Origin of the sequence: Flavobacterium sp. PL12 (assembly GCF_039123485.1) — a bacterium.
Taxonomy (GTDB): Bacteria; Bacteroidota; Bacteroidia; order Flavobacteriales; family Flavobacteriaceae; genus Flavobacterium; species Flavobacterium weaverense.
In genome coordinates this window covers 127,257-150,956 of the sequence record NZ_JBANDI010000001.1, presented here as the reverse complement: position 1 = coordinate 150,956, position 23,700 = coordinate 127,257, and the positions used below count along the sequence as shown (strand labels likewise).

Annotated in this window: 21 protein-coding genes; 9 read left to right on the top strand and 12 right to left on the bottom strand. The window is 33.0% G+C overall.

Annotated features, from left to right (window positions below):
- Positions 1-40: 40 nt before the first annotated feature.
- The 3 genes from RCH19_RS00665 to RCH19_RS00655 all read right to left on the bottom strand — a co-directional run bounded on the left by RCH19_RS00665 (position 41) and on the right by RCH19_RS00655 (position 2,071).
- A complete protein-coding gene (locus tag RCH19_RS00665) occupies positions 41-628 on the bottom strand; it encodes a LemA family protein (protein WP_121924140.1) in 588 nt (195 codons plus the stop codon).
- Positions 629-708: 80 nt separating this feature from the next.
- Positions 709-1,041, bottom strand: a complete 333-nt coding sequence (locus RCH19_RS00660; RefSeq protein ID WP_121924141.1) for a MerR family transcriptional regulator — start codon at positions 1,039-1,041, stop codon at positions 709-711.
- Positions 1,042-1,093: 52 nt separating this feature from the next.
- Positions 1,094-2,071, bottom strand: coding sequence for a M23 family metallopeptidase (locus RCH19_RS00655; RefSeq protein ID WP_343021619.1), 978 nt, complete (start codon positions 2,069-2,071; stop codon positions 1,094-1,096).
- 319 nt (positions 2,072-2,390) lie between these two features.
- Here RCH19_RS00655 and alaS point away from each other — a divergent pair, with 319 nt between their 5' ends.
- From alaS to RCH19_RS00635, 4 genes are all read left to right on the top strand, one after another.
- Positions 2,391-5,048, top strand: a complete 2,658-nt coding sequence (gene alaS / locus RCH19_RS00650) for an alanine--tRNA ligase (protein WP_343021618.1) — start codon at positions 2,391-2,393, stop codon at positions 5,046-5,048.
- Between the two features lie 241 nt (positions 5,049-5,289).
- The gene (locus RCH19_RS00645; protein WP_343021617.1) at positions 5,290-6,060 is read left to right on the top strand and encodes a hypothetical protein; all 771 of its coding nucleotides are present in this window, start codon (positions 5,290-5,292) and stop codon (positions 6,058-6,060) included.
- A gap of 151 nt (positions 6,061-6,211) precedes the next feature.
- The gene (locus RCH19_RS00640; RefSeq protein WP_343021616.1) at positions 6,212-7,168 is read left to right on the top strand and encodes a GSCFA domain-containing protein; all 957 of its coding nucleotides are present in this window, start codon (positions 6,212-6,214) and stop codon (positions 7,166-7,168) included.
- Between the two features lie 2 nt (positions 7,169-7,170).
- The gene (locus RCH19_RS00635; protein ID WP_343021615.1) at positions 7,171-7,791 is read left to right on the top strand and encodes a DUF4230 domain-containing protein; all 621 of its coding nucleotides are present in this window, start codon (positions 7,171-7,173) and stop codon (positions 7,789-7,791) included.
- 172 nt (positions 7,792-7,963) lie between these two features.
- On the opposite strand, the gene RCH19_RS00630 is transcribed toward RCH19_RS00635, so the two are convergent.
- The 7 genes from RCH19_RS00630 to RCH19_RS00600 form a co-directional block, all read right to left on the bottom strand.
- The gene (locus tag RCH19_RS00630) at positions 7,964-9,721 is read right to left on the bottom strand and encodes an aromatic amino acid hydroxylase (protein WP_343021614.1); all 1,758 of its coding nucleotides are present in this window, start codon (positions 9,719-9,721) and stop codon (positions 7,964-7,966) included.
- 371 nt (positions 9,722-10,092) lie between these two features.
- Complete coding sequence (locus tag RCH19_RS00625) at positions 10,093-11,226, bottom strand: esterase-like activity of phytase family protein (RefSeq protein ID WP_343021613.1); 1,134 nt, start codon at positions 11,224-11,226, stop codon at positions 10,093-10,095.
- A gap of 24 nt (positions 11,227-11,250) precedes the next feature.
- A complete protein-coding gene (locus RCH19_RS00620) occupies positions 11,251-11,649 on the bottom strand; it encodes a group III truncated hemoglobin (protein ID WP_343021612.1) in 399 nt (132 codons plus the stop codon).
- Positions 11,650-11,707: 58 nt separating this feature from the next.
- The gene (gene ilvA / locus RCH19_RS00615) at positions 11,708-12,952 is read right to left on the bottom strand and encodes a threonine ammonia-lyase IlvA (RefSeq protein WP_343021611.1); all 1,245 of its coding nucleotides are present in this window, start codon (positions 12,950-12,952) and stop codon (positions 11,708-11,710) included.
- 197 nt (positions 12,953-13,149) lie between these two features.
- On the bottom strand, positions 13,150-13,692 hold the full coding sequence (locus RCH19_RS00610) for a DUF4136 domain-containing protein (protein WP_121924151.1): 543 nt from the start codon (positions 13,690-13,692) through the stop codon (positions 13,150-13,152).
- Positions 13,693-13,742: 50 nt separating this feature from the next.
- On the bottom strand, positions 13,743-15,725 hold the full coding sequence (locus RCH19_RS00605; protein WP_343021610.1) for a urocanate hydratase: 1,983 nt from the start codon (positions 15,723-15,725) through the stop codon (positions 13,743-13,745).
- An 80-nt stretch (positions 15,726-15,805) separates the two neighbouring features.
- On the bottom strand, positions 15,806-15,982 hold the full coding sequence (locus RCH19_RS00600) for a DUF5522 domain-containing protein (protein ID WP_343021609.1): 177 nt from the start codon (positions 15,980-15,982) through the stop codon (positions 15,806-15,808).
- 124 nt (positions 15,983-16,106) lie between these two features.
- Between RCH19_RS00600 and RCH19_RS00595 the strand changes: the two genes are divergently transcribed.
- The 4 genes from RCH19_RS00595 (at position 16,107) to hemL (ending at position 19,703) form a co-directional block, all read left to right on the top strand.
- Entirely contained in the window at positions 16,107-16,448 is a 342-nt protein-coding gene (locus RCH19_RS00595; protein WP_343021608.1) for a hypothetical protein, read from the top strand.
- Between the two features lie 137 nt (positions 16,449-16,585).
- Positions 16,586-17,482, top strand: a complete 897-nt coding sequence (locus RCH19_RS00590; protein ID WP_343021607.1) for a pyridoxal-phosphate dependent enzyme — start codon at positions 16,586-16,588, stop codon at positions 17,480-17,482.
- Positions 17,475-18,386 (top strand): glucosaminidase domain-containing protein, encoded by a 912-nt coding sequence (locus RCH19_RS00585; protein ID WP_343021606.1) that lies wholly within the window; start codon positions 17,475-17,477, stop codon positions 18,384-18,386. The genes RCH19_RS00590 and RCH19_RS00585 overlap by 8 nt, the downstream gene beginning before the upstream one ends.
- A 30-nt stretch (positions 18,387-18,416) precedes the next feature.
- Positions 18,417-19,703, top strand: a complete 1,287-nt coding sequence (hemL, locus tag RCH19_RS00580) for a glutamate-1-semialdehyde 2,1-aminomutase (RefSeq protein WP_343021605.1) — start codon at positions 18,417-18,419, stop codon at positions 19,701-19,703.
- Between the two features lie 48 nt (positions 19,704-19,751).
- Here the strand turns inward: hemL and RCH19_RS00575 are convergent, their stop codons facing one another.
- On the bottom strand, positions 19,752-20,198 hold the full coding sequence (locus RCH19_RS00575; RefSeq protein ID WP_343021604.1) for a hypothetical protein: 447 nt from the start codon (positions 20,196-20,198) through the stop codon (positions 19,752-19,754).
- 160 nt (positions 20,199-20,358) lie between these two features.
- Positions 20,359-21,579: a hypothetical protein gene (locus RCH19_RS00570; protein WP_343021603.1), complete on the bottom strand. Its 1,221-nt coding sequence runs from the start codon at positions 21,577-21,579 to the stop codon at positions 20,359-20,361.
- Between the two features lie 240 nt (positions 21,580-21,819).
- On the opposite strand from RCH19_RS00570, the gene RCH19_RS00565 reads away from it, so the two are divergent.
- Positions 21,820-23,637, top strand: a complete 1,818-nt coding sequence (locus RCH19_RS00565; RefSeq protein ID WP_343021602.1) for a hypothetical protein — start codon at positions 21,820-21,822, stop codon at positions 23,635-23,637.
- Positions 23,638-23,700: the final 63 nt, after the last annotated feature.

The following is a 23,700-nucleotide window of genomic DNA, read 5'->3' as shown; positions in this document are numbered from 1 at the left end:
TGTTGTCAAAAATCGCTAATAAAATGTGTGTTAATTCGTTTTAGAATTGTACTTCTACTGGCTTATCAGCACCTTCAACAGCATTGAAATAAGCTTTCTCTTTGAATCCAAACATTCCAGCAAATAAACTATTTGGGAAAGTTTTTATATGAGAATTATAGGGTTTAACTGATTCATTAAAGCGAGTTCTTGCTGTCAATATTTGATTCTCAGTACTAGCTAATTCATCTTGTAATTTCAGGAAATTAGCATTTGCTTTTAAATCAGGATACTGCTCTACAGTTACTAACAAACGCGATAATGAGCTGCTCACTCCACTTTGTGCTTTATTGAATTCTGCTAATTGTTCTGGTGTAATATTAGCCGGATCAATTGTTACTTGCGTTGCTTTAGCTCTTGCTTCAATTACAGCTGTCAAAGTACCTTTTTCAAATTCAGCAGCTCCTTTTACAGTATTTACTAAATTTCCAATAAGGTCATTTCTTCTTTGATAAGCAGTTTGAACATCACCCCAAGATTGCTCTACGGTTTGGTTTAGCACTACCGCTGTGTTGTTGATTCCTTTAACCCAGCTGTAAATTCCAAAAATTACTACTGCTCCAATAATCCAAGGCAAAAATCTTTTCATGTTTGTTTAATTTTAAGTTTAGTGTTTATTTATTGTGTTTAAAATCTGAAATCCAAAATCACTTTTCAGCAACTTGAAGTCTAAAGTTCGTTTTTAATATTAGTTAATTGTGTTCGTATGGTTTCTAACTTGCGAATAATCTCAAATTTGTCAAGTGTTTTCTTTTGGCCTTCTTTTAAATGCGTTTTTGCACCTTCAAGCGTAAAACCTCTTTCTTTTACTAAATGATAAATTAATTGCAAATTAGTAATGTCCTCAGGAGTAAACATTCTATTTCCTTTCGCATTCTTTTTAGGTTTTAGAATATCAAATTCATTATCCCAAAATCGAATCAACGATGCGTTAACGTTGAAAGCTTTTGCTACTTCGCCTATGCTGTAATATCTTTTATCTTTTGAAAGTTCTATGTGCATGCTTAATACTTTATAAATTTAGATTTATTACAACAATAACATTCTAAAATTGTTAATCGAGCGACTGATTTTCTTGATTTGCTAAATGCGCAATGGCTACATATTCCACCGCCGATATATTTCCGTAATAAAAATTAAGTGGATTCACCACTTTTTGATCCTTATGAACTTCATAATGTAAATGAGGAGCTTCTGATCTTCCCGTGCTTCCCACATATCCTATTACGTCTCCACGACTCACTTTTTGACCGGCTCTAGCATTGTATTTACTCAAATGGGCATACAATGTTTCGTAACCAAATCCATGCCGAATTACAATGTGATTTCCGTAACCTGAAGCAGAATTATCTGCTCTTGCAATTACTCCATCTCCTGTTGCATATACCGGACTACCAGTCTTTGCTGTAAAATCCATGCCTTCATGCATTTTTTTTACTTTCGTAAAAGGATCTGTTCTATATCCAAAACCCGAAGCTAACTGTTTTAAATTTTCATTTCGTACCGGTTGAATGGCAGGAATGGCAGATAAAAAATCACTTTTTGCTGCCGCTAATTTCAAAATGTCATCAAGAGATTTTGATTGTATCACTAATTCTTTACTCAGCACATCGATTCGTTTCGTGGTGTTCATCACCAACTGTGAATTGTCATAGCCTTCTAGTTTTTTATATCTATTCAATCCAGGCAATCCAACTTTTCGTATCGAATCTGGAATCGCAGCTTTGTTAAAATAAGCGCGATATAAATTATTATCTCGTTCTTCAATCGCGTCGATAACGCCATTTGCCTGATCCATTTTTTTATTTAATATAGCGTAATTCAATTTCAAATTTTCAATTTCTCTTGCTTGTAATCTATCTTTTGGTGTTTCAAAGTACGGTGTATTCAATAAAACGACAAAACTAAGCAATCCAAACAGCGCCGCAGCTAACAAAAACAGCATAATAACACCAAACTTTTTACTTTTTCGTGTTTTTATTTTTCGGTAGGCTAGATTTTCAGAATCGTAATAATATTTTACTTTCGACATATTTTAAAATACCCTATTTTTGCACACTGTAAAAAGGTTAGACGAACAAATTTAATAAATGTTTCATTCGAATATGCCTTTTTTCTAGAATAATAATATTAATGTGCCTTATCCAGCTATCCGTTGCAAGTTCTTGTATTGAAATCTTTTTTCTAATGAACTAGCAGGAGCTTCCTCCGGTCGCTCTGCTATCTCACGAAAAATTAAATTTCAAAACTGCAAAGCTTTCCACTACTATCTGGGGCAAAACAAATTTGATAATTGAAGAACTTTTACATTTTCTAAATTATCATATTGACTAATTTTCTAATTAATAAACATGAAATCACAAGACGTACGTAAACAATTTCTAGACTTTTTTGCATCAAAAGGACACTTAATTGTTCCGTCAGCACCTATAGTTCTTAAAGATGATCCAACGCTGATGTTCAACAATTCAGGAATGGCGCAATTTAAAGAATACTTCTTAGGTAACGCCACGCCAAAAAGTAATAGAATTGCCGATACACAAAAATGTCTTCGTGTTTCAGGAAAACATAATGATTTAGAGGATGTTGGTTTTGATACGTATCACCATACAATGTTTGAAATGCTGGGTAACTGGTCTTTTGGTGATTATTTCAAAAAAGAGGCTATCACTTGGGCTTGGGAACTATTAACGGAAGTTTATAAAATTCCAAAAGAAAATCTTTACGTTTCTGTTTTTGAAGGAAGTGCTGAGGAAAATGTTCCTTTTGATCAAGAAGCATGGGACATCTGGAAGGAATTAATTTCTGAAGACCGAATCATTCTTGGAAATAAAAAAGATAATTTCTGGGAAATGGGAGATCAAGGACCTTGCGGACCATGTTCTGAGATTCACGTCGATTTACGTACCGCTGAAGAAAAAGCAGCAGTTTCAGGCAAAAGTTTAGTGAACAATGATCATCCACAAGTGGTTGAGATCTGGAACAACGTATTTATGGAATTCAACCGTAAAGCAGATGGTTCTTTAGAGAAACTACCAGCTAAACATGTTGACACTGGAATGGGATTTGAACGTTTATGCATGGCATTACAAGGCGTAACTTCTAATTATGATACAGATGTTTTTACACCGCTTATTGAAAAAGTAAGCCAAATTACCGGAGCAAAATATACTTCAAATGAAGTTGCAAACGTTTCAGAACCTCAAGATAAAACAAATATTGCTATTCGTGTAATTGTAGATCACGTTCGTGCAGTAGCATTTGCAATTGCTGACGGACAATTACCATCCAATACTGGTGCTGGTTATGTAATACGTAGAATATTGCGTCGTGCAATTCGTTACGGCTTTACTTTCTTAGATATAAAAGAACCTTTTATCAATCAATTAGTTGCTGTTTTAGCGAACCAAATGGGAGAGTTTTTCCCAGAAATCAAATTGCAAGAAACTTTTGTAACTAATGTAATTCGTGAAGAAGAAGCATCTTTCTTAAGAACATTAGATCAAGGATTACAGTTATTAGACAAAGTTATTGCCGATACTAAAAAAGCCCTTCCTTCGGAGGGGTTGGGGAGGATTTCGGGAGCTAAAGCATTTGAATTGTATGATACTTTTGGATTTCCAAAAGATTTGACAGCTTTGATTCTAAAAGAAAAAGGAATGTCTTTTAGTGATGCTGAGTTTGATACTTCTATGCAGGCTCAAAAAGCGCGTTCGCGTGCTGCCTCAGAGGTTTCTACTGAAGATTGGTCTGTTTTAATTCCTGGAAATGTAGAAACATTTGTTGGTTACGACCAAACAGAAAATGAAGTTAAAATCACTAGAATACGTAAAGTAGATAGTAAAAAAGATGGCGTTTTATACCAAATCGTACTAAACAACACTCCATTTTATCCAGAAGGTGGAGGACAAGTAGGTGACAAAGGAACACTAGTTTCAGCTAATGAATCTATTGAAATCATCGACACAAAAAAGGAGAATAATTTAATATTACATTTCACAAAACAACTTCCAGAGAACTTAGAAGCTAATTTCGTAGCAAAAGCGGATACGAATTTAAGAACCTTGACTTCAAGAAATCACTCGGCTACGCATTTGATGCATCAAGCTTTGAGAAGTATTTTAGGAACGCATGTTGAGCAAAAGGGTTCATTAGTAAATCCTAATTATTTACGTTTTGACTTTTCGCATTTTGCTAAAATGACGGAAACAGAATTAAAAGAAGTTGAAGATTTTGTAAATGCTAGAATCCAAGAGCAATTAACACTTATTGAAAGAAGAAATATTCCTTTTGCACAAGCAGTAGAGGAAGGTGCTATGGCGCTTTTTGGGGAGAAATATGGTGATCATGTTCGCGCAATTAAATTTGGAGAAAGCATGGAATTATGTGGAGGAATTCACGTTAAAAATACTGCTGAAATTTGGCACTTTAAAATTGTTTCTGAAGGAGCAGTTGCTGCTGGAATTCGTCGTATTGAAGCGATCACTAGCGATGCTGTAAAAGATTTCTATTCAGCACAAGAAAACACATTGAGCGAGGTTAAAATAGCTTTGAAGAATCCTCAAGATATCTTGAAGGCAGTTCATTCGATGCAAGAAGAAAACATTAAACTATCTAAGCAAATTGAAGCCTTGATAAAAGATAAAGTCAAAGCGTTAAAAGAAACTTTGAAAAATGAAATTCAAGAAATTAATGGAGTTCAATTTCTAGCAAAGCAAGTAGAATTAAATCCAGAAGGTGCTAAAGATTTAGCTTATGAACTAGGCGCTTTGGGTACTAACTTGTTCCTTGTTTTGGCTACAGCCGATGAAGATAAACCGATGTTAACGTGTTATATTTCTAAAGAATTAGTTAATGATAAAAAACTAAACGCTGGAGCTGTCGTTCGAGAATTAGGTAAATTTATTCAAGGTGGTGGTGGTGGCCAACCTTTCTTTGCAACAGCAGGAGGGAAGAATGTTAGTGGTATTCCAGCAGCATTAGAAAAAGCAATAGAATTTATTAAATAAACAATCTGTAATTTTTAAATTGTAACCCTTTTAGAAGCTAATTCTAGAGGGGTTTTTTAATTTTAGTAGTATTGTAAACTAATATTTTTTTAAATAGCTTTAAAATACTGCTTTATAAACAGTCGTTTAACCGAAATATGGGGAGTATAGCGATATATATTGCACCAATAATTTTAAATATTTAATTTTGCGCTCGCGTTGAGAAATAATGTAACGTTTACAGCGCATCTATTTAAAATTTATGAAAAAAATAAAATCAATATATATAGTTTTATCGATCTGCATCTTCGCATTTTATTCGTGCTCTACTGATGCGGATGACAATTTGCGATTATTAAAAAAGACGATTTCTACTTCTAAAAATAGTGAAGTTATTACAAAACAGTTTTCTTATAATGGTACTGAGATAGAAAGCACTGATGATAACGCTTCTCATGTTGATTTTACATATACCGATGGCTTAATTTCAAAAAAGGTAACTTTAAATAAAGTGACAAATGTTTCTGAAACTCTTGAATATACCTACGATGCGGGGAAATTAGTATCTGCTACATCTTTAAAAAAATATCTTATAAATTATACTCATAATGCTGACAGAACAGTTTCTTACGAGAAATTAACAGTTAGCTCAGATGATAAATTGGTAAAAGAATATCACGGAATTTTATATTTTCAAAATGAAAATTTAGTAAAAGATGAAAGAGTTTTAGACAATACTGCAGAGGGAACTGTTTCAAAGTATACTTTAGAATTTGAATTTGACTCTAAGAATAATCCATTCTTCCAAATAAAAGGATTTAATAAATTGCTAGATAACAGTCAATTAATTTCAGAAAGTAATTGTTTAGTAATCACGGAAGCTTCAAGTTTAGCAAAGGACGATAAGATTATATCTTCGGCTAAGTTTCATCAAAGTAACTTTATTTACGACTCAAGCAATTATCCAAAAGAACAAATTTCACAAACTTCTATTTTTAATACGTCATTTGTCAAAATCGAATATTTCTATTAATTGATATTTTTAATAACATCATAATGCGACCCTTTCAATATGTAAATAGTGAAAGGGTTTTTTAATATGCTATTTTAAGATTGTATGAAAATAAACTTTAAAGAGGTTTATTCCGGTAAAATTATTCAAATTTGTAGTAAAGAATAAAGCAATGGAATTTAGAACGCAAATACCTATTCAAAAGGGCAATCAACCTATCGACTATGACTCAAAAATTGTTTCAATAGGCTCGTGTTTTGCTGTGAATATGGCGGAGAAACTAAACTATTTTAAATTCCAAAATAGCTGTAATCCTTTCGGAATTCTATTTCATCCATTAGCGATTGAGAAGTTTATCGATTTTGCCGTTTCAGAAAAGATATTTACTGAAATAGATATTTTTTTTCACAATGAACTTTGGCATTGTTTTGATGCGCATTCTGATCTAAGCCAGCCCAACAAACAAGAATTGTTAGAGTCTTTGAATACAATTTGCAAAGAAGTTAAAATGCAGTTAGAAGAAGCTTCCCATATAATTATCACATACGGTACGTCCTGGGTTTATCGCAATTTAGAAAGCAATATTATAGTAGCAAATTGTCATAAAGTTCCGCAAAAACAGTTTGAGAAGTTAATTTTATCAGTTGAAACCATTGAAAAATCTATCATTAATACGATTAGATTAATTCAAAAAGTGAATCCAAAATTCAATTTAATTTTTACGGTGTCACCTGTGCGTCATATAAAAGACGGATTTGTTGAAAATCAGTGGAGTAAATCAAATTTGTTTACTGCAATTCATCAGGTTTTACACAACGAAAATTTTAATGAGAACAGTCTATATTTTCCTTCCTACGAAATCATGATGGATGAACTTCGCGATTATCGATTTTATGCGCAAGATATGCTGCATCCTAATGAGGTAGCGATTGATTATATTTGGTCACAGTTTAAAAAAAGCACTATTTCAGAGACTATTTATGGCACTATGGATGATGTAGAAAATATTCAGAAAGGCTTGTTACACAGATCTTTTAATCCAGACTCAGAAAGTCATTTGAAATTCTTAACTAAACTAAGAGAAAAAATCACTAAATTAGAGACACAATACTCATTCATGAAATTTTAATTATGTTAAAAAGAATACTGATACTAGTAGGAATAATTGCGGCGATATTTTTACTATTCAAATATTGCGACTTTAAAAAAGAGGATGATGCTACCACAATTGATAGTGCAGGATTAATACAACAACAGATTTTAAATGTAGGTAAGCTGATTGTTACTGAAGGGCATTTCTCTGAAGTGATTACGTATAAAAATCAGCAAAAGTATTTATTGAATATGCTTTCTTTTGAAAAGAAAGCTTTAGTTGTTGTCAATGCAGATGTGACTGTTGCTTACGACTTGCGAAAAGTGAAATATGATATTGATGAACAGAACAAAATAATTACGATTGTTTTTATACCAAAAGAAGAGATAAAAATAAATCCTGATATTAAATTTTTTGATGTAGAGCAAAGCAAGTTAAATCCTTTTACGGGTGAAGATTACAATAAAATAAATAAATCAGTAAAAGCGAATTTAGCTAAAAAGATGGAAACTTCTACACTAAAAACTAACGCTGAGAATAGATTAATAAGTGAATTATCTAAACTACTTATTACAACGAGTCAGTTAGGTTGGACGCTGAAATATGATGGAAAAGTGATTGAGAGCGAAAAAGAATTTGGAAAGCAATTAAAGCTGTAATCTATTAATTTTCTTTAAATATTATTGAAGCGATTTATAGAACGTTTATTGAGCTTCTGTAATTCAAAAATAAAAGTGTTTTATTTATTCTATAAAATAAAACCGCAGATTGAAGGATTGTTTAAAATCTGTGAATCTGCGGTTTGTTTTATTTAAGCTATTATTCTTTTGACTAATGTGCAACAGATTTCGAAATTAAATCCAACCCGCCATTAATTAAATGCGTTATTTCTGGTCTTCTTTGCTTTAAGTTTTGTAGATAATTTGCCACTTCTTCTAGTAGTTGCGGTTCATTTCTATCATTTAATAATTCTGTAATTTCAACTGACAAGAGCCAATCTTTAGGATGATTGTCTTTTAATTTCTTAAAAACAGGAACTAATGAAGTTGTCGTGTCTTTCGATTCACGAATCATTCTCACTGTTTGATATAAAACTTCTAAATCATCACGTTCTGCACTTTGTTGTGCTTTGATAGTTTTGCTTGAGGGAACATGCGAAATCAAATCAAAACTATTTGCATCAGCTGGGCCAGAAAAAGCTGAGATTACTTTTTTTCCTACAGCCATGTCATAAACTCCCCATTCTGGTTGGAACAAAATTGTTTCACCATGCGTAACGGTGCAATTTTTAAAACTAATTAAAATAATTTCTCCATGTAGATTTCTAGAACCTGTGATGATCTCACCTTTAACCGTTATATCTCCTTCAAACTCTAAGGTTACAGTTTTGTTTTCTGTTATTGAGTAAGCGCTCAAATCTCTTGGACTCATGTCTTCAATCGCAAGATTGATTCCCTTTAGCTTCCCTATGGCACTTCCAAAACCGTCTACATGTTTAATAGTTCCATGACCAACTAATTCTTTCTCTCTGTAAGACAAGGCTGTTTTGCCTGTGGTTTGAATGTAAACCGGCTTTCCTTGAGATTCTATAACATTGGTAAAAACTCCTGAGATTTGAATTCCGGTACTTAATTCAATTGTTCCTAAAGCAGTTGACTGTATCAATTTATTGATTCCTGATAAACCTCCAGTGCGCAAAGCCATTTTATTAGCAAATTCCTCTAGAATTAAACTTAAAAAAGCAAAATCTGGGGTTACATATAGTTGAGGTTGCAATTGCGTAATGTCAAAACTCTGATTTGCTGCCGAGATATCGTAAGGAATTTTCTTTACTTTTTCTGTCATACAGTGTGCACTTTCTCCAATTGAAGATAGTAAACCAGCTCCATAAATTTTTGGATTTTCAACGGAACCAATTAAGCCGTATTCAACAGTCCACCAATGCAAGTTTCTAATTTGTGCCATTTCAGACAACTCGCCCATATTATTTTGTAAATCTTCAACCGCTTTTTCAGCAGCGTCAATATCGATTTGAGAAGTACCTTCAGCTTCTTTCAAAATAGAAAGTAAACGGATCGCCTCATACATTTCGTAATCCTTATGCGAAGAAATGGCTTTACAGCCTATTTCGCCAAAACGACGTAAGTATTCTGCATATTCTGGATTAGCAATTATTGGAGCATGACCGGCACCTTCATGAATAATATCTGGAGCAGGAGTGTATTCAATATGTTCGAGCTGACGAATATCTGATGCAATAACCAGTACGTTATATGCTTGAAATTCCATAAAAGCATTAGGCGGAATAAATCCATCGACAGCAACTGCAGCCCAACCTATTTCTGTAAGAATACGGTTCATTCCATACATACTAGGAATATTGTCGACTTCAATTCCTGTTTTCTTAAGGCCTTCGAGGTATGAATTGTGCGCTACTTTTGATAAATAATTCACATTTTTACGCATCACATATCTCCAAACTGCTTGGTTTATTGGTGTGTAATCATTGTAATCTTGTGGCTTGATAAATTGCTGTAAATGCTTTGGCAATCGGTCTAATAATGGATTACTTTCTATAATTGAGTTCATATCGAAAACGTTGTAGTATTTAGCAAAAGTACAACTTTAAGGAGCTATTTCCAGCTATGCGCTACAAGATTTTACAAAAAAAGATATTTTTGTAAGCCCTAAAAAGAGCTTCCTAAGGTCGCTTTTTTACGTCAACAAAAAATTTCTTTTTTTGTAAAATGCTTTCCACTTCTATCTGGGCTAGGGAAATACTAAATTAGTTTATAGCAGATAAATTGATTTCTTTAACAATTTTACTAAGTCATTGGAGGGAACTACGCGATCACAATTAGTTGTGTATTATTTTATTAATACTTTTCTCGATGGTAAATTTGTAGATAAATTTTTTAGAACGAAGTAAGGTAAAGCCAGTTTAATGTGTTGGATAAAAACTACTCGATTACTTCAAATAATAAAACTTGAGTTTTTTGAGTTGGTGAAAAATTGTTGTCCGAAATGAAAATCAAGGAGCGATTGCCATTTGCTAATTTTGGACCAAAAGTCAGGCCTTCGATATTATCTGTAAATATTCCTAAATCATCCATATTTAGAATCAATTTTTTGGTTGCTAAATCAATTTTATCTTGCTGTAGAGATTCGTAATTCTGTACATTAGTAGCTTTGCTGAAATCAGATAAAAAAACTTTAATTGTACACGCCTGGGTTCCGGTCGAGTAGGAGCGCTCTAGAACAAATAATTGTTTGTTTTTATAATATTGAATAGCGGCTACGCCGTTTACTGCAAAAGATCCTTTAGGGTTAGGTTCGTGTGCAATTGGTTCTAGCTTATATCCGTATTGTGAAGTGTTTTTCTTTGTTTTTAAATCAAATTGATAAAAACGAATTAATCCACCTGCAGCTGTACTTGCTTGATTTCCATCTTCAAATAGTGGTTCCTCTAAACTAGTGTATATCGTTTTGTAATTTTTATCAAAAGTAATTCCTTCAAGAGTTCCGTTATTCCGAGGTCCTTTCTGTTCTTGCTTCATTTCTAAGTTAGACGGCAAATTAAACTGATCTATAAAATTTCCTTTTAAATCTATATTTGTAATAGACGGATTTTGCAATACAGTTTTCGCACCATTTATCACTCTTGCACCTTCACTACTCCAAACTAAAGATTTTGTTTTAGGATTATAACGGATATCTTCTGGATCTGCAGAAGTGTCAGGATTAGTGATCCAACTCCCAAATGTGTTTCCACTTTGATTTTTTAAAGTGTTAGCCTCTTGGAAAGTTATTGATTTTAATTGGTCATCAGTAATATCAATCTTTGCGGTATAAAATCTGGAAAGATTTTCCTGCGATCTTTCATCACAAATAATATAATAAGTGTCTTGTTTTTTATCGTAATCAATACCAGAAAGTCCACCTATTTTGGTATTCTTAAATTCTTGATTATAAGGAATTTCTATCGCATTAATAAACTTCAATTGGGGTAAGAAATCTTTTTGGCCAACCTGCTGCAAATTCGAACAAGAAACAAATAGAAGAATTGAAAGAAGTCCAAGTATAAATTTATGCATGATAGCTGCTTTTTAAATAATTAATTATTGATGTGGATTCTGTTTAGCCGCATTACGGAAATACTCAATTTTATAGTTGAACATTTCAGCCATGTTCTTTGCTCTAAATTTAGCTTCATCAGCTACTGGTCCTAAAAATAAGTTATCGGTAGTTTCTGTAAAAATTTCCATCCAACGTTTGAAATGTTCTTTCGCAACGGGTAATTGCTTGTGCGGTGGAAACGGGCTTCCAGAATAAGAATGTACCTCTAGCAATATTGTTTGCCAAAAACGATACATTTTCTCTAAATGGTCAGGCCAGCCATTACCTATTTTTTCATTAAAAATTGGTCCGATAAAGGTATCCTTTTGAACCTTCGAATAAAAAGTATCAACAAGTAGTTTTATGTCGTCAAGATTTGTGATATCTGTAAGTGTAGTCATAGTTGTTTGAAATAAACTGCGGCAAAGGTAGTCGTTATATAAAGAAAGCGAAGTTCTTTCATCCAATTAATTGTGTGAACAAATCTTGTCTCTCGTTGAGATATTTAAATTCAAATCCTTTATCATTCATTTTATTTTTGATAGCTACCAGATCGTTTTTATTTTTTAATTCTAGACCCACAACAGCGGGACCAACTTCTCTGCTGTTCTTTTTCGTAAATTGGAAATAGGTGATATCATCATCTGGTCCCAAGATGTCATTTACAAATTCCTTCAAAGATCCTGGACGTTGAGGAAATTGAATCATAAAATAATGCATCAGTTCTTCGTACAATAAAGATCGTTCTTTTATTTCGGCGGTGCGTTCAATGTCATTATTACTTCCGCTAACGATACAAACAATATTTTTACCTTTTATTTCATCTTTATAGAAATCGAGTGCTGCAATTGTTAATGCTCCAGCAGGCTCAACAACCATGGCTTCTTCATTATACAAACGTAAAATCGTGGTGCACACTTTACCTTCAGGGACTAAGATAATAGCATCTAAATTTCTTTGACAAATCTCAAAAGTTAAATTACCAACTTGTTTTACTGCAGCCCCATCTACAAACTTATCAATGCTTTCAAGTGGCGTGTTTTTACCTGTCGCGATAGCAGTTTTCATTGCGGGCGCTCCTTGTGGTTCAACACCTATGATTTTTGTTTTAGGACTTAACTTTTTAAATACTTCTGAGAGTCCTGCTGAGAGTCCGCCGCCGCCAATGGGTACAAATACATAGTCAATTTGATCTTTATAGTTTTCTAAAATCTCTAATCCCACGGTTCCTTGTCCTGCAATTACCTTTAAATCGTCAAAAGGATGAACAAAAATGATATTGTTTTCGGTAGCATCTTCTGCTGCTTTTGCATAAGCATCATCAAAAGTGTCTCCTATTAAAACTATTTCTACGAACGACTTTCCAAATAATTGAACTTGTTTTACTTTTTGCTTTGGTGTTGTTTTTGGCATATAGATTTTTCCTTGTATCTGCAGTAGATTACATGAATAAGCAACTCCTTGGGCATGATTTCCCGCGCTAGCACAAATAACACCTTGCGCTTTTTCTTGAGGAGTTAGAGTACTCATTTTGTTATAAGCACCTCTTATTTTATAAGACCGTACAACTTGGAGATCTTCTCTTTTTAATAATATTGTAGCATTAAATTCTTCTGAAAGATTAAAATTCTTAGTCAAAGGTGTTGAAGTAACGACTCCTTCTAATTGTTTTTTTGCGAGCACTACTTGTTCGTACATTTTCATATTCTATTTTTTAAGCATAAAAAAACCTCCCGAATAAGGGAGGTTTTGATAAAATTATTTTTTTACTAATTTATATAACGCTCCTTTATTATTGTTGAATAATAATAATGATAGCGAAAATAATAGTTAGTGGATTTCTCATTTTAGTTGTTTCAAGTACAAATGTATCGAAAAATCACATTAGAGAATAAAATTTCTTATTTTTTCATTTCAGAAGGTGGAAATTGCTCTAGAATTTTAGTTACAAATTCATTGATTACTTTCTCTTTTTCATTTCTATTATTAGTTAAATAACCAATTCCTTCACCTTGCCAAACTAATTCTTTTTTCTTAGCATCAATTAAATCAATATATAGGGTTCCTTCAGTTGATGAGCTTATAGTGCTGCTTCTTCCACCCCATAAGTAGGGATTCCATCCGTATCCCCAACCATAACCAAATCCAGAACTATATTGATTAACATCAATTTTTTCACGTTCTTTAGTAAATACGTTGATCAATAAATCTGGATTTTCACTTTTTGTCATTCCTTTTTTACTTAGCTCAGCATCAATTGCGTATAGGATTCTTTTTTTGTCCAGTTCGGAAATTTCGATTTTATCAATTCCCTTTTTATGAAAAGCATAAGTTTTGTATTGATTAAAATCGACTTTATTATCATAATCTGAATATACTTTCACAGAACTGCACGATGCAAATGCTAAAAGTAGAAATACGGGTAGGAGTTTTATTGCTTTCATAATATATTTATTTGGTTACTAGTTATGTATTAAAGATATGTTTATAATTTTTAAGAATTAAACAAAGTATCGTCCACTATATTAGGGAGTGTAACTTTTAATAACGGTTGCGTCTCCATCGCTCTTTTTATAGCAAAGATAGCTCCGTCGTTTCGCGCCCAACTTCTTCTTGAAATACCGTTATTTACATCCCAGAAAAGCATTGATGTTAAGCGCTTTGAAGCTTCTTTAGAGCCATCAAGAACCATACCAAATCCACCATTAATTACCTCGCCCCATCCAACACCACCTCCATTGTGAATTGAAACCCAAGTTGCACCTCTAAAACTATCACCAATTACGTTTTGAATCGCCATGTCTGCAGTAAATCGAGAGCCATCATAAATATTTGAAGTTTCTCTATAAGGAGAATCAGTACCTGAAACATCATGATGATCTCTACCTAGAATAACTGTTTCAATTTCTCCTTTGGCAATAGCCTGATTAAAAGCTTCAGCTATTTTTACACGACATTCTGCGTCAGCATAAAGTATTCGAGCTTGAGAGCCTACGACCAATTTATTTTCTTGTGCACCTTTTATCCAAGTGATATTATCTTGCATTTGCTGCTGAATTTCTATAGGAGCTGTTTTTGCCATTTCTTCTAGAACTGTACATGCGATTGCATCTGTTTTTGCTAGATCTTCCGGTTTTCCTGAAGCACAAACCCATCGGAAAGGCCCAAAACCGTAATCAAAACACATAGGACCCATAATGTCCTGCACGTAACTTGGATATCTAAAATCAATACCGTTTTCTGCCATTATATCCGCGCCTGCACGCGAAGCTTCTAGTAAAAAAGCATTACCATAATCAAAAAAATAAGTTCCTTTAGCAGTATGTTTATTTATCGCTGTCGTATGGCGACGAAGAGTTTCTTGTACTTTCTCTTTAAATAATTCGGGGTTATTTGCCATCATTTCATTGGCATCTTCGAAAGAAATACCAACAGGATAATATCCTCCGGCCCAAGGATTATGAAGCGAAGTTTGGTCACTACCCAAATCAATATGAATGTTTTCAACATCAAATTTCTCCCAAACATCCACTATGTTTCCTAAGTATGCGATAGAAACTGTTTCTTCGTTAGCTTTTGCCAAAATAACTCTATTTGCTAAGTCATCTATGTTCTCAATGACTTCGTTGATCCATCCTTGACTATGACGAATATGTGTGATTTTTGCGTTTACTTCAGCACAAACAGTAATACAACCTGCAATATTTCCTGCTTTTGGTTGCGCACCGCTCATACCGCCTAATCCTGATGTAACAAATAATCCGCCTTTTGGACTGCGTTTTATTTTTCTAAAACCATTTAAAACCGTTATTGTAGTTCCATGCACGATTCCTTGAGGGCCTATGTACATATAACTTCCTGCAGTCATTTGTCCGTATTGAGAAACTCCTAAAGCGTTCATCTTTTCCCAGTCATCAGGTTTGGAATAATTTGGAATTACCATTCCGTTTGTTACAACCACTCTAGGTGCTTCCTTATGTGAAGGAAATAAACCCATAGGATGTCCAGAGTACATAGTTAATGTTTGCTCATCTGTCATTTCAGATAAGTACTGCATTGTTAATAGATATTGTGCCCAGTTCTGGAAAACTGCTCCATTACCGCCATATGTGATCAATTCATGTGGATGCTGCGCGACAGCATAATCTAAATTGTTTTGAATCATCAACATAATCGCTTTTGCTTGCTCTGATTTCCCAGGATACTCACTAATAGCTCTTGCTCGCATTTCGTAATCTGGACGAAAGCGATACATGTAAATACGTCCGTATTTATCAAGCTCTTCTGAAAACTCCTTTATTAATTCAGTATGGTGTTGCGATTCAAAATATCTTAATGCATTGCGAAGTGCTAATTTTTTCTCTTCTTGAGAAAGAATTTCTTTTCGTTTAGGTGCGTGATTTATGTCAATTTCAAAGGGTTTTGGTGTTGGTAAAACCGAAGGAATTCCTTGTTCTATTTGCTCTTTAAAAGTCATTTTAAGAATATTATGTTATAAAATCGTGAAGTAAAACTTTATAATTTTTGGTCATAAAGAAATACTGGATTTTATTATTTTTATTTGGTGATGTTTCCTGTTTTTTTATTAAATCCATACGGACAATGGCGGCATCCATTTTTACAGCAATAACCCCTTTTTAAGTGGTGTTTTTCTGTAAAACATTTATAACCTTCCGGAGTTAGATAAAAATCTTCTCCTTCGATTGCTTTATTTTCATTACTTTGCTTATTCATTTTTTATTGATACTTCAATGAATTAAATTGATGTGGAATTATAACTAAAAATCAGATTTTTTTAAATTGCTTTATTCTAAAAATACAGTTTATATCCCTTACAAATCTATAAATTATAAAGCTAATGTATCTTATTGTTGCTAAATATTTAATTCCGAAGGGATATAGTGGAATGACCGTTTTTCCGTTTGTCTTTTTAAAACATTCCGCTTATAAAGGAAATTCAGTTTTTGTCAATCATGAAAAAATTCATTTGCGTCAGCAATTAGAACTATTAATTCTTCCTTTCTTCATCTGGTATTTTTTAGAATTTATATTTCGTTTGGCACAATATCGAAATGCAAATTTAGCTTATCGAAACATCAGTTTTGAACGAGAGGCTTACGATAATGAGTCAAATTTACTGTACCTGAAAAATCGGTCTTTTCTTCGGTTTTTAAATTATTTGCGGCTCAAGACCTCATAAAAAATCCAAAATAAAAGTTTGTTCCGTTATATTAAAAATCAAGTATCGAAAATGTAGAGAAAAATGGTAATGCAATTAATTAAGATTGCGCTTTTTAGTTATTTATAAATTTTACCTTTGTATAAATAATCATCATCTTGAATCAAGAAATTACTTTACAATTACCAAATGCTATATCACTGCAGATAAAGAGAGAAGATTTGATTCATCCTTTTGTATCCGGTAATAAGTTTAGGAAATTGAAATATAATTTAGCTCAAGCTGGGAAAGAAAATCACGATACGTTACTTACTTTTGGAGGTGCTTTTTCAAATCATATTGCAGCCGCAGCTTACGCTGGTTATGAAAGTGGGTTTAAAACGATTGGAATCATTCGCGGAGACGAACTTGCAGATAAAATTTCAGATAATCCTACATTAAGTTTTGCACAAAGTTGTGGAATGCATCTTGAATTTGTGAGTAGGGAAGAATATCGAACTAAAACAGAAGATCAATTTATAGAGCGTTTGAAATCTAAATTTGGTGATTTCTTTCTTATTCCTGAAGGAGGTACTAATGGATTAGCGATACGGGGCTGTGAGGAAATTCTAAATGAGGATGACGCTAAATTTGATTATATTTGTTGCGCAGTAGGCACAGGTGGAACTATTTCTGGAATTATTAATAGCGCTTTGCCTCATCAAAAGGTTTTAGGATTTCCCGCTTTAAAAGGAGATTTTTTAAAAGGGGAGATTCGTAATTTTGTAAAAAATAGTAATTGGGAGCTTGTTACGGACTATCATTTCGGAGGTTACGGGAAGATAACTGAAGAGTTAGTTCAATTTATAAATAAATTTTATATTCAAACTCAAGTTCCATTAGATCCTATTTATACTGCAAAGATGGTTTTTGGCGTTATGGATATGATAGAAAGAAATTATTTCCCGTCAGGTTCTAAGATTCTATTAGTTCACACTGGAGGAATTCAAGGAATTAAGGGAATGAATATAAAATTAATAAAAAAACAATTACCAATAATAGCTATAAATGTTTAAAAAAATCCTACTTGTTTTTACTGCTATAATCCTTGTGAGCTGTAATGCTTCAAAGCCTGTTATAGTAACCAGTAAAAGCGCACCATTAAAGCCAAAGTCGGAAATTGTTCGAACGACTAAAAAACCCTACACTAAAAGCACAGTCACTCCGAAATCCAGTAATTCAAATCAAACGAAAGCAGACGATAAAAGCAATGAGAGTGAAGTCATAGTTTCTACTTCGAGAACAAGAGTTACTAATGATGTTATCAAAGATTATATTTATCAGTTTAAGGATATTGCAATGGGAAATATGCGAACTTACGGTATTCCTGCAAGTATAATTTTAGCACAAGGTATTTTAGAATCAGGTGCTGGAAGAGGAGATTTAGCAACTAGGTCAAACAACCACTTCGGAATAAAATGTCATGTTGGTTGGGCCGGAGAAAGTGTGAGACACGATGATGATTCAGCTCAAGAATGTTTTAGAAAATATGACAATCCATCTGAATCATTTAAAGATCACGCCTTGTTTTTAACTGGTAGAAGTAGATATTCAAAACTTTTTACGTTATCAAAAGGAGATTATAAAGCTTGGGCTAGAGGTCTCAGAGCCGCGGGATATGCAACAGATCCTAAGTATCCAGATAAATTGATATCATATATCGACCGTTATGGTTTAAGTGAATACGACAGCATGGTTCTCGATGTAAATTATGTTTCGAATGAAAGGCAGATTGTAGAAGAACTAACAATTACAAGTAGAAATTCACGACCTAATAATTTGGGTTCTTATGTAGTTCAAAAAGGAGATACACTTTATTCAATTTCGAAAAAATTCGAATTAAAAGTAGAAGATCTAAAGAAAAAAAACAATCTATCTGACAATACGCTTTCTATTGGACAGCGATTAGTAGTAAATTAATTTTGAGTAACGAAAATTAACAATTTTAAAATGTTATATAAGAGAAGTAGTCAGCTTTTTGCTGAAGCAGAAAAAGTAATTCCTGGAGGTGTAAATTCTCCTGTGAGAGCATTTAAAGCCGTAGGTGGCACTCCAATTTTTGTTAAAAGTGCCAAAGGTGCTTATTTGTATGATGAAGACGGAAACCGTTTAATAGATTACATCAATTCCTGGGGACCAATGATTTTAGGTCATGCTTACGAACCAGTTGTCGAGGCTGTAATTGAAAAAGCTAAATTGGGAACTTCGTTTGGAATGCCAACAGAGTTGGAAACTCAAATTGCAGCTTTAGCAGTTTCAATGGTTCCGAATATCGATAAAATAAGATTCGTAAATTCGGGTACAGAAGCTTGTATGAGCGCAGTCAGACTAGCGCGAGGATTTACAAAAAAAGATAAAATAATTAAATTTGCTGGATGCTATCATGGTCACTCTGATTCATTTTTAATTCAGGCCGGAAGTGGCGCCATAACTTTTGGTTCACCAAATAGTCCTGGAGTTACTGCAGGAACTGCAAAAGACACTTTGCTTGCAAATTATAATGATTTAGAAAATGTTTCTACTCTAATTGAAGCTAATAAAAACGAAATTGCTTGTATAATTGTTGAGCCAGTTGCAGGAAACATGGGATGCATTCCACCGAATAAAGGTTTCTTAGAAGGTTTACGCCAAATGTGTACGGAAAACAATATACTTCTAATTTTTGATGAGGTAATGACTGGTTTTCGATTAGCAGCAGGTGGAGTTCAAGAACTAAGTAATGTAAACGCTGATATCGTTTGCTTTGGTAAAGTAATAGGTGGTGGTTTACCTGTAGGTGCTTTTGCTGCTCGCGCAGAAATTATGAATTATTTAGCACCACTTGGACCCGTTTATCAAGCTGGAACACTTTCAGGAAATCCGTTAGCTATGGCTGCTGGGCTTGCTATGCTAAAAGCTTTAGATTCGGATCGTGCAATATTCGAAAGATTAGAAGAAAAAACCCAATACCTTCATGAAGGTATTGAAAAGGTTTTGAAAGAAAATAACATTATATTCACTATTAACAGAATTGGATCTATGATTTCGGTTCATTTTGATGCTAGTCCTGTAGTTGATTTTAAATCGGCAGCAAAAGGTGATAATGAAACCTTTAAGAAATTCTTTCACGGAATGTTAAATGAAGGAATTTATATCGCTCCATCTGCATATGAAACGTGGTTCATTACAGATGCACTTTCATATGAAGATTTAGATTTTACGATACGAGCTGTTGAAAAAGTGGCCAAAACATTATAAGTTTTATAAAATGAAAAAAGCTTCGGAATTTTACTCCGAAGCTTCTTTTTAGTTTTTCATCTCGCCTTTCATTCTTTTTTCCATTCTTTCTTTCATTCGGCTTTCTGTTTTTTCTCTCTTTTTTTCTTGATTGGTTTTCCAAGTGTCAAACTGTTCTGGCGATAGAATTGCTTTCATTTTACCTTCCATAAGTAAGCGCTCTTCCTGCATTCTTTTTTTAGATTCGGCGCGCTTAATTTTCATTTCTTGTTTTGTAGCCTTTACTTTGCTCATCATTTGTTTCCTCTTAGCGCTTTGCTCCGTCAAGATTTGATTGACTTGCTGCTTTTGTTTTGCGTCTAAGCTTAATTCTGAAGTCATTTTTTCCAATTGTCGTTCTTGGCGCTGCTCTGGAGTAATTCGTTCCATTTTCGGCTTAGTTGATAATTCTTTTTTTTCTTGTGCGTAAGTTGTCATTCCAGCAACTAATAGTGCAGCGATAATTAATTTTTTCATTTCTATAGTTTAAGTGTTATTGCTATAAGACCCAGTTCTCTTTAAAAAGTTTAATCATTAACACAATAATAACAGCGAACTTAAAAATAGATAGTTAAAGAGATTTAATGTTAGAAATTAGAAATGAAGTATATTTTTCCTCGATTACTAAAGAATAGTGCTAACTTTTGATTTTAACCATTGAATATCGTGCAATGATTCCGATACCGGATAGCAGTATTAATGCTGCAACAAAAAGCAGCTCGTTTGTATAGGGAATGTAAGGGAATCCAAATGGGATTAATCCTTGAAGACCGAGAAATATCTCGTTTAAGAAGATTCCTATCATAAATACAATCAAACCTATTTTTATGTTTCGGTTAAAGGTTATAAAATGATTAGCAAAGATGTAAAATAACAAAAACAAAGAATTTACTGCTAATAAAATTAAGTGTAAATAAGCAATTACTATAGGTCTGTAAAAAAATACTATTTGGCCTAAAGCCGGAATTGTAGAACTCAACTGAAGAATGAATTTTAAGCTTAAAGATACGCATGCGATTATCAATATAGTTCGTAATAAAGGCGCATACTCATTTAAAATATTCATTTTTACTTTTATTAAAACAAATATTAATTTGGACCAAGCATAAACTTGAATTAGTGCTGCTAGAACAGCAATTAAATAAACCCATGTATCTACTTCTAACCACAATAAAGATAAAAAATATGCTGGAATGCAAGTCACTGCAAATAGCTTGAATGCTGTTTCGTAAAATGGATTATCTGATTTTTTAAGGTTAAGGAATGAAAAAAGTAAACCCATACAAGCAAAGAAAAACCAACCGTTATATTGAAAATGGAGATAATAATAAATCGATGATAATTTTAAATTCTCAACTGCAGTTTTGGTAGCCATCATATAAGCGAGATAAAATGTCCCTAATGATGAAATAACATTAAAAACTACCGCTGCTCTAAACCAGTTTACAGCTGCTAAATCGGGATCTATTTTCTTTAAATCTTGTAAATATAAGTATCCAAAAACATAAGAAACTAGTATCGAAGCCGTTGAAAAAAAGATAGAGATCATCGCATATCCTTGGATGGTAAAGAAGAATAGCATTCCATAAGCACAAATCAAATTGGCGATAATAATTTTTAAATATTTGTTCAATTGAAAATTCGGAATTTTTTCTTGAAGAAAATAAATCATCAAAGTCATGATTGTGTGTGTGAGCCAACCAGAAAAAGCAAAATGAGAGTGAGAATGTATGAGATAAGATTGATCGAAATAAGGAAAGTCAAAACCTATTTTATAACGCATTATAACTCCGAGAATTGCAACAATAAAAAGATTTATTAATGAAAATTGGAGCCAAAATTTTAGATTTAATTTCATTGTGAGGACTTTTCAGTTATTACAAATTTAGATTTTCGCCACTCTAAATTGCAGGACTATTTTTTAAACAAATGCTATTGTTTAGATTACAAATTTTCATCTTTAGATTTGAAAATTAACAACTAGCAAATCTAAAAAGAGCTAAGGTATTTTAATAAAGGACAAAAAGGTATGATATTTATCAGTTTTTTTTCTATTTTCTTTATCGAATTTTGTAGTTTATTTTAAAACATATAGTAGATGACAACACTTAAAACACTGCATACCTTTCATATACCAGTGATGGGACTTGCCTATACAATTGACAGTCCGATACGAGTGGCAAAGTATGGTATATCATCTGTAATATCAATTATGGATGATGAGTTGATTGAAAAAATGAATGCTTTTTACAGCGAGAAATTTGATATTCCATATCAAGAGATTACGCAAAAAATCCATGATTATCGCGCAGAAAGAATTACTTCCTACTTAAATTTAGTAGATAAAATAGTAAAGGAAAAATTTGAAAGTTTTAAAATAGAACTTACTGAAAGTAAATTGGCAATGGAGCATTATATTGCTACTTTGTCTGATAGATCAGGTATCAAAATTGGTTTGCAAAATTTAATGGACGACGGTTTAGCTTTCAAAGAAACCGTTAAAAATTATTTAGATGAGCATCTATATGCTGGTGATATCGACGTGAATATTATGACTAAGCTCGATAAAGATAACTTTATTAAAGAAGAGCAATTACCTATTGAATTCAACGATGCGCACGCTGCGCTAAGAGGATTTGCTAATAGTACACTAGAATCTTCAGTGGTGCTATCTGCGGGTATGAATCCAAGGTTGTATAGCTATTTTGAAAACTTTAGTGCTTTTTTTCCTGATTTAAACAATCAACTAAAAAAGAGAATTACTCTTAAGGTAAGCGATTTCCGTTCGGCAATGATTCAAGGTAATTTTTTAGCTAAAAAAGGTCTTTGGGTTTCTGAGTATCGAATAGAATCAGGACTTAATTGTGGTGGACATGCTTTTGCTACTGAAGGCTTTTTACTTGGACCTATTTTAGAAGAATTCAAACAGAAAAAAGAGCAATTAATCCAATCAGCTCATGAGCTAATGGTTAAGGCTTTAGGTCAAAAAGGTTTGCACGTTCCAGAAAAGCCGTTAGATTTAAAAATTACTGTACAAGGCGGAGTAGGAACTGCTGAAGAACATGACTTTTTACTAGAACAGTATAATGTTGATTCAGTAGGGTGGGGTTCTCCTTTTTTATTAGTGCCTGAAGCGACTTCAGTAGATAATCATACGAGAGCGTTATTGGCTGGAGCCAAAGAAGAAGATTTATATTTAAGTCACATTTCTCCTTTAGGAATTCCATTCAATACGTTACGTGGAACTACTAACGAAGTTTTAAAGCAAAAACGAATTAACGATAATAAAGCGGGTAGCTCTTGTCCAAAACGATTTTTGGCGCTAAGCAAAGAGTATGATTCGAAAGGAATTTGTACGTCTTCAAAAAAGTATCAAGATTTGAAATTAGAGGAATTAGATCTCTTAAAAGATAATTTATCTGCGGAAATTTTTAAAAAAAAGAGAAGTAGTATTACTGAGAAAGCTTGTCTTTGTGTTGGTTTAGCTAACGCTTCCTATCTTGAGAATGATATTAAAATCAAAGGTCAAGCGCAAGGAGTTATTATTTGTCCTGGACCTAACATGGCTTACTTTAATCACGAAGTTTCTTTAGCTACAATGATGAAACATATTTATGGCAAAACTTCTATATTGAGTGTTTTAGATCGTCCTAATCTTTTTGTAAAAGAATTAAAAATGTACCTTGACTATTTAAGGAACGAAATAGACTCTGTTTCTGACGAACTTACTGCGGGCCAAATAAAAAAGTGGAACGCATTTAAAAATAATTTAATTATCGGAATTGGATATTACGAGGAATTGTTCTCTACTAATTCTTTTTTCGAAACAACTAAAAAGCAAATTTTAAACCAGTTTGATTTTTATAAAATAGAATTGTATAAAATTGAAATTCCACAATTAGTTTTGGCATCTTAACCATTAGATTAAATTTTTATCGTTGACTTTGTAGTAATAAAAAAGGAACTCGTATAAGTTCCT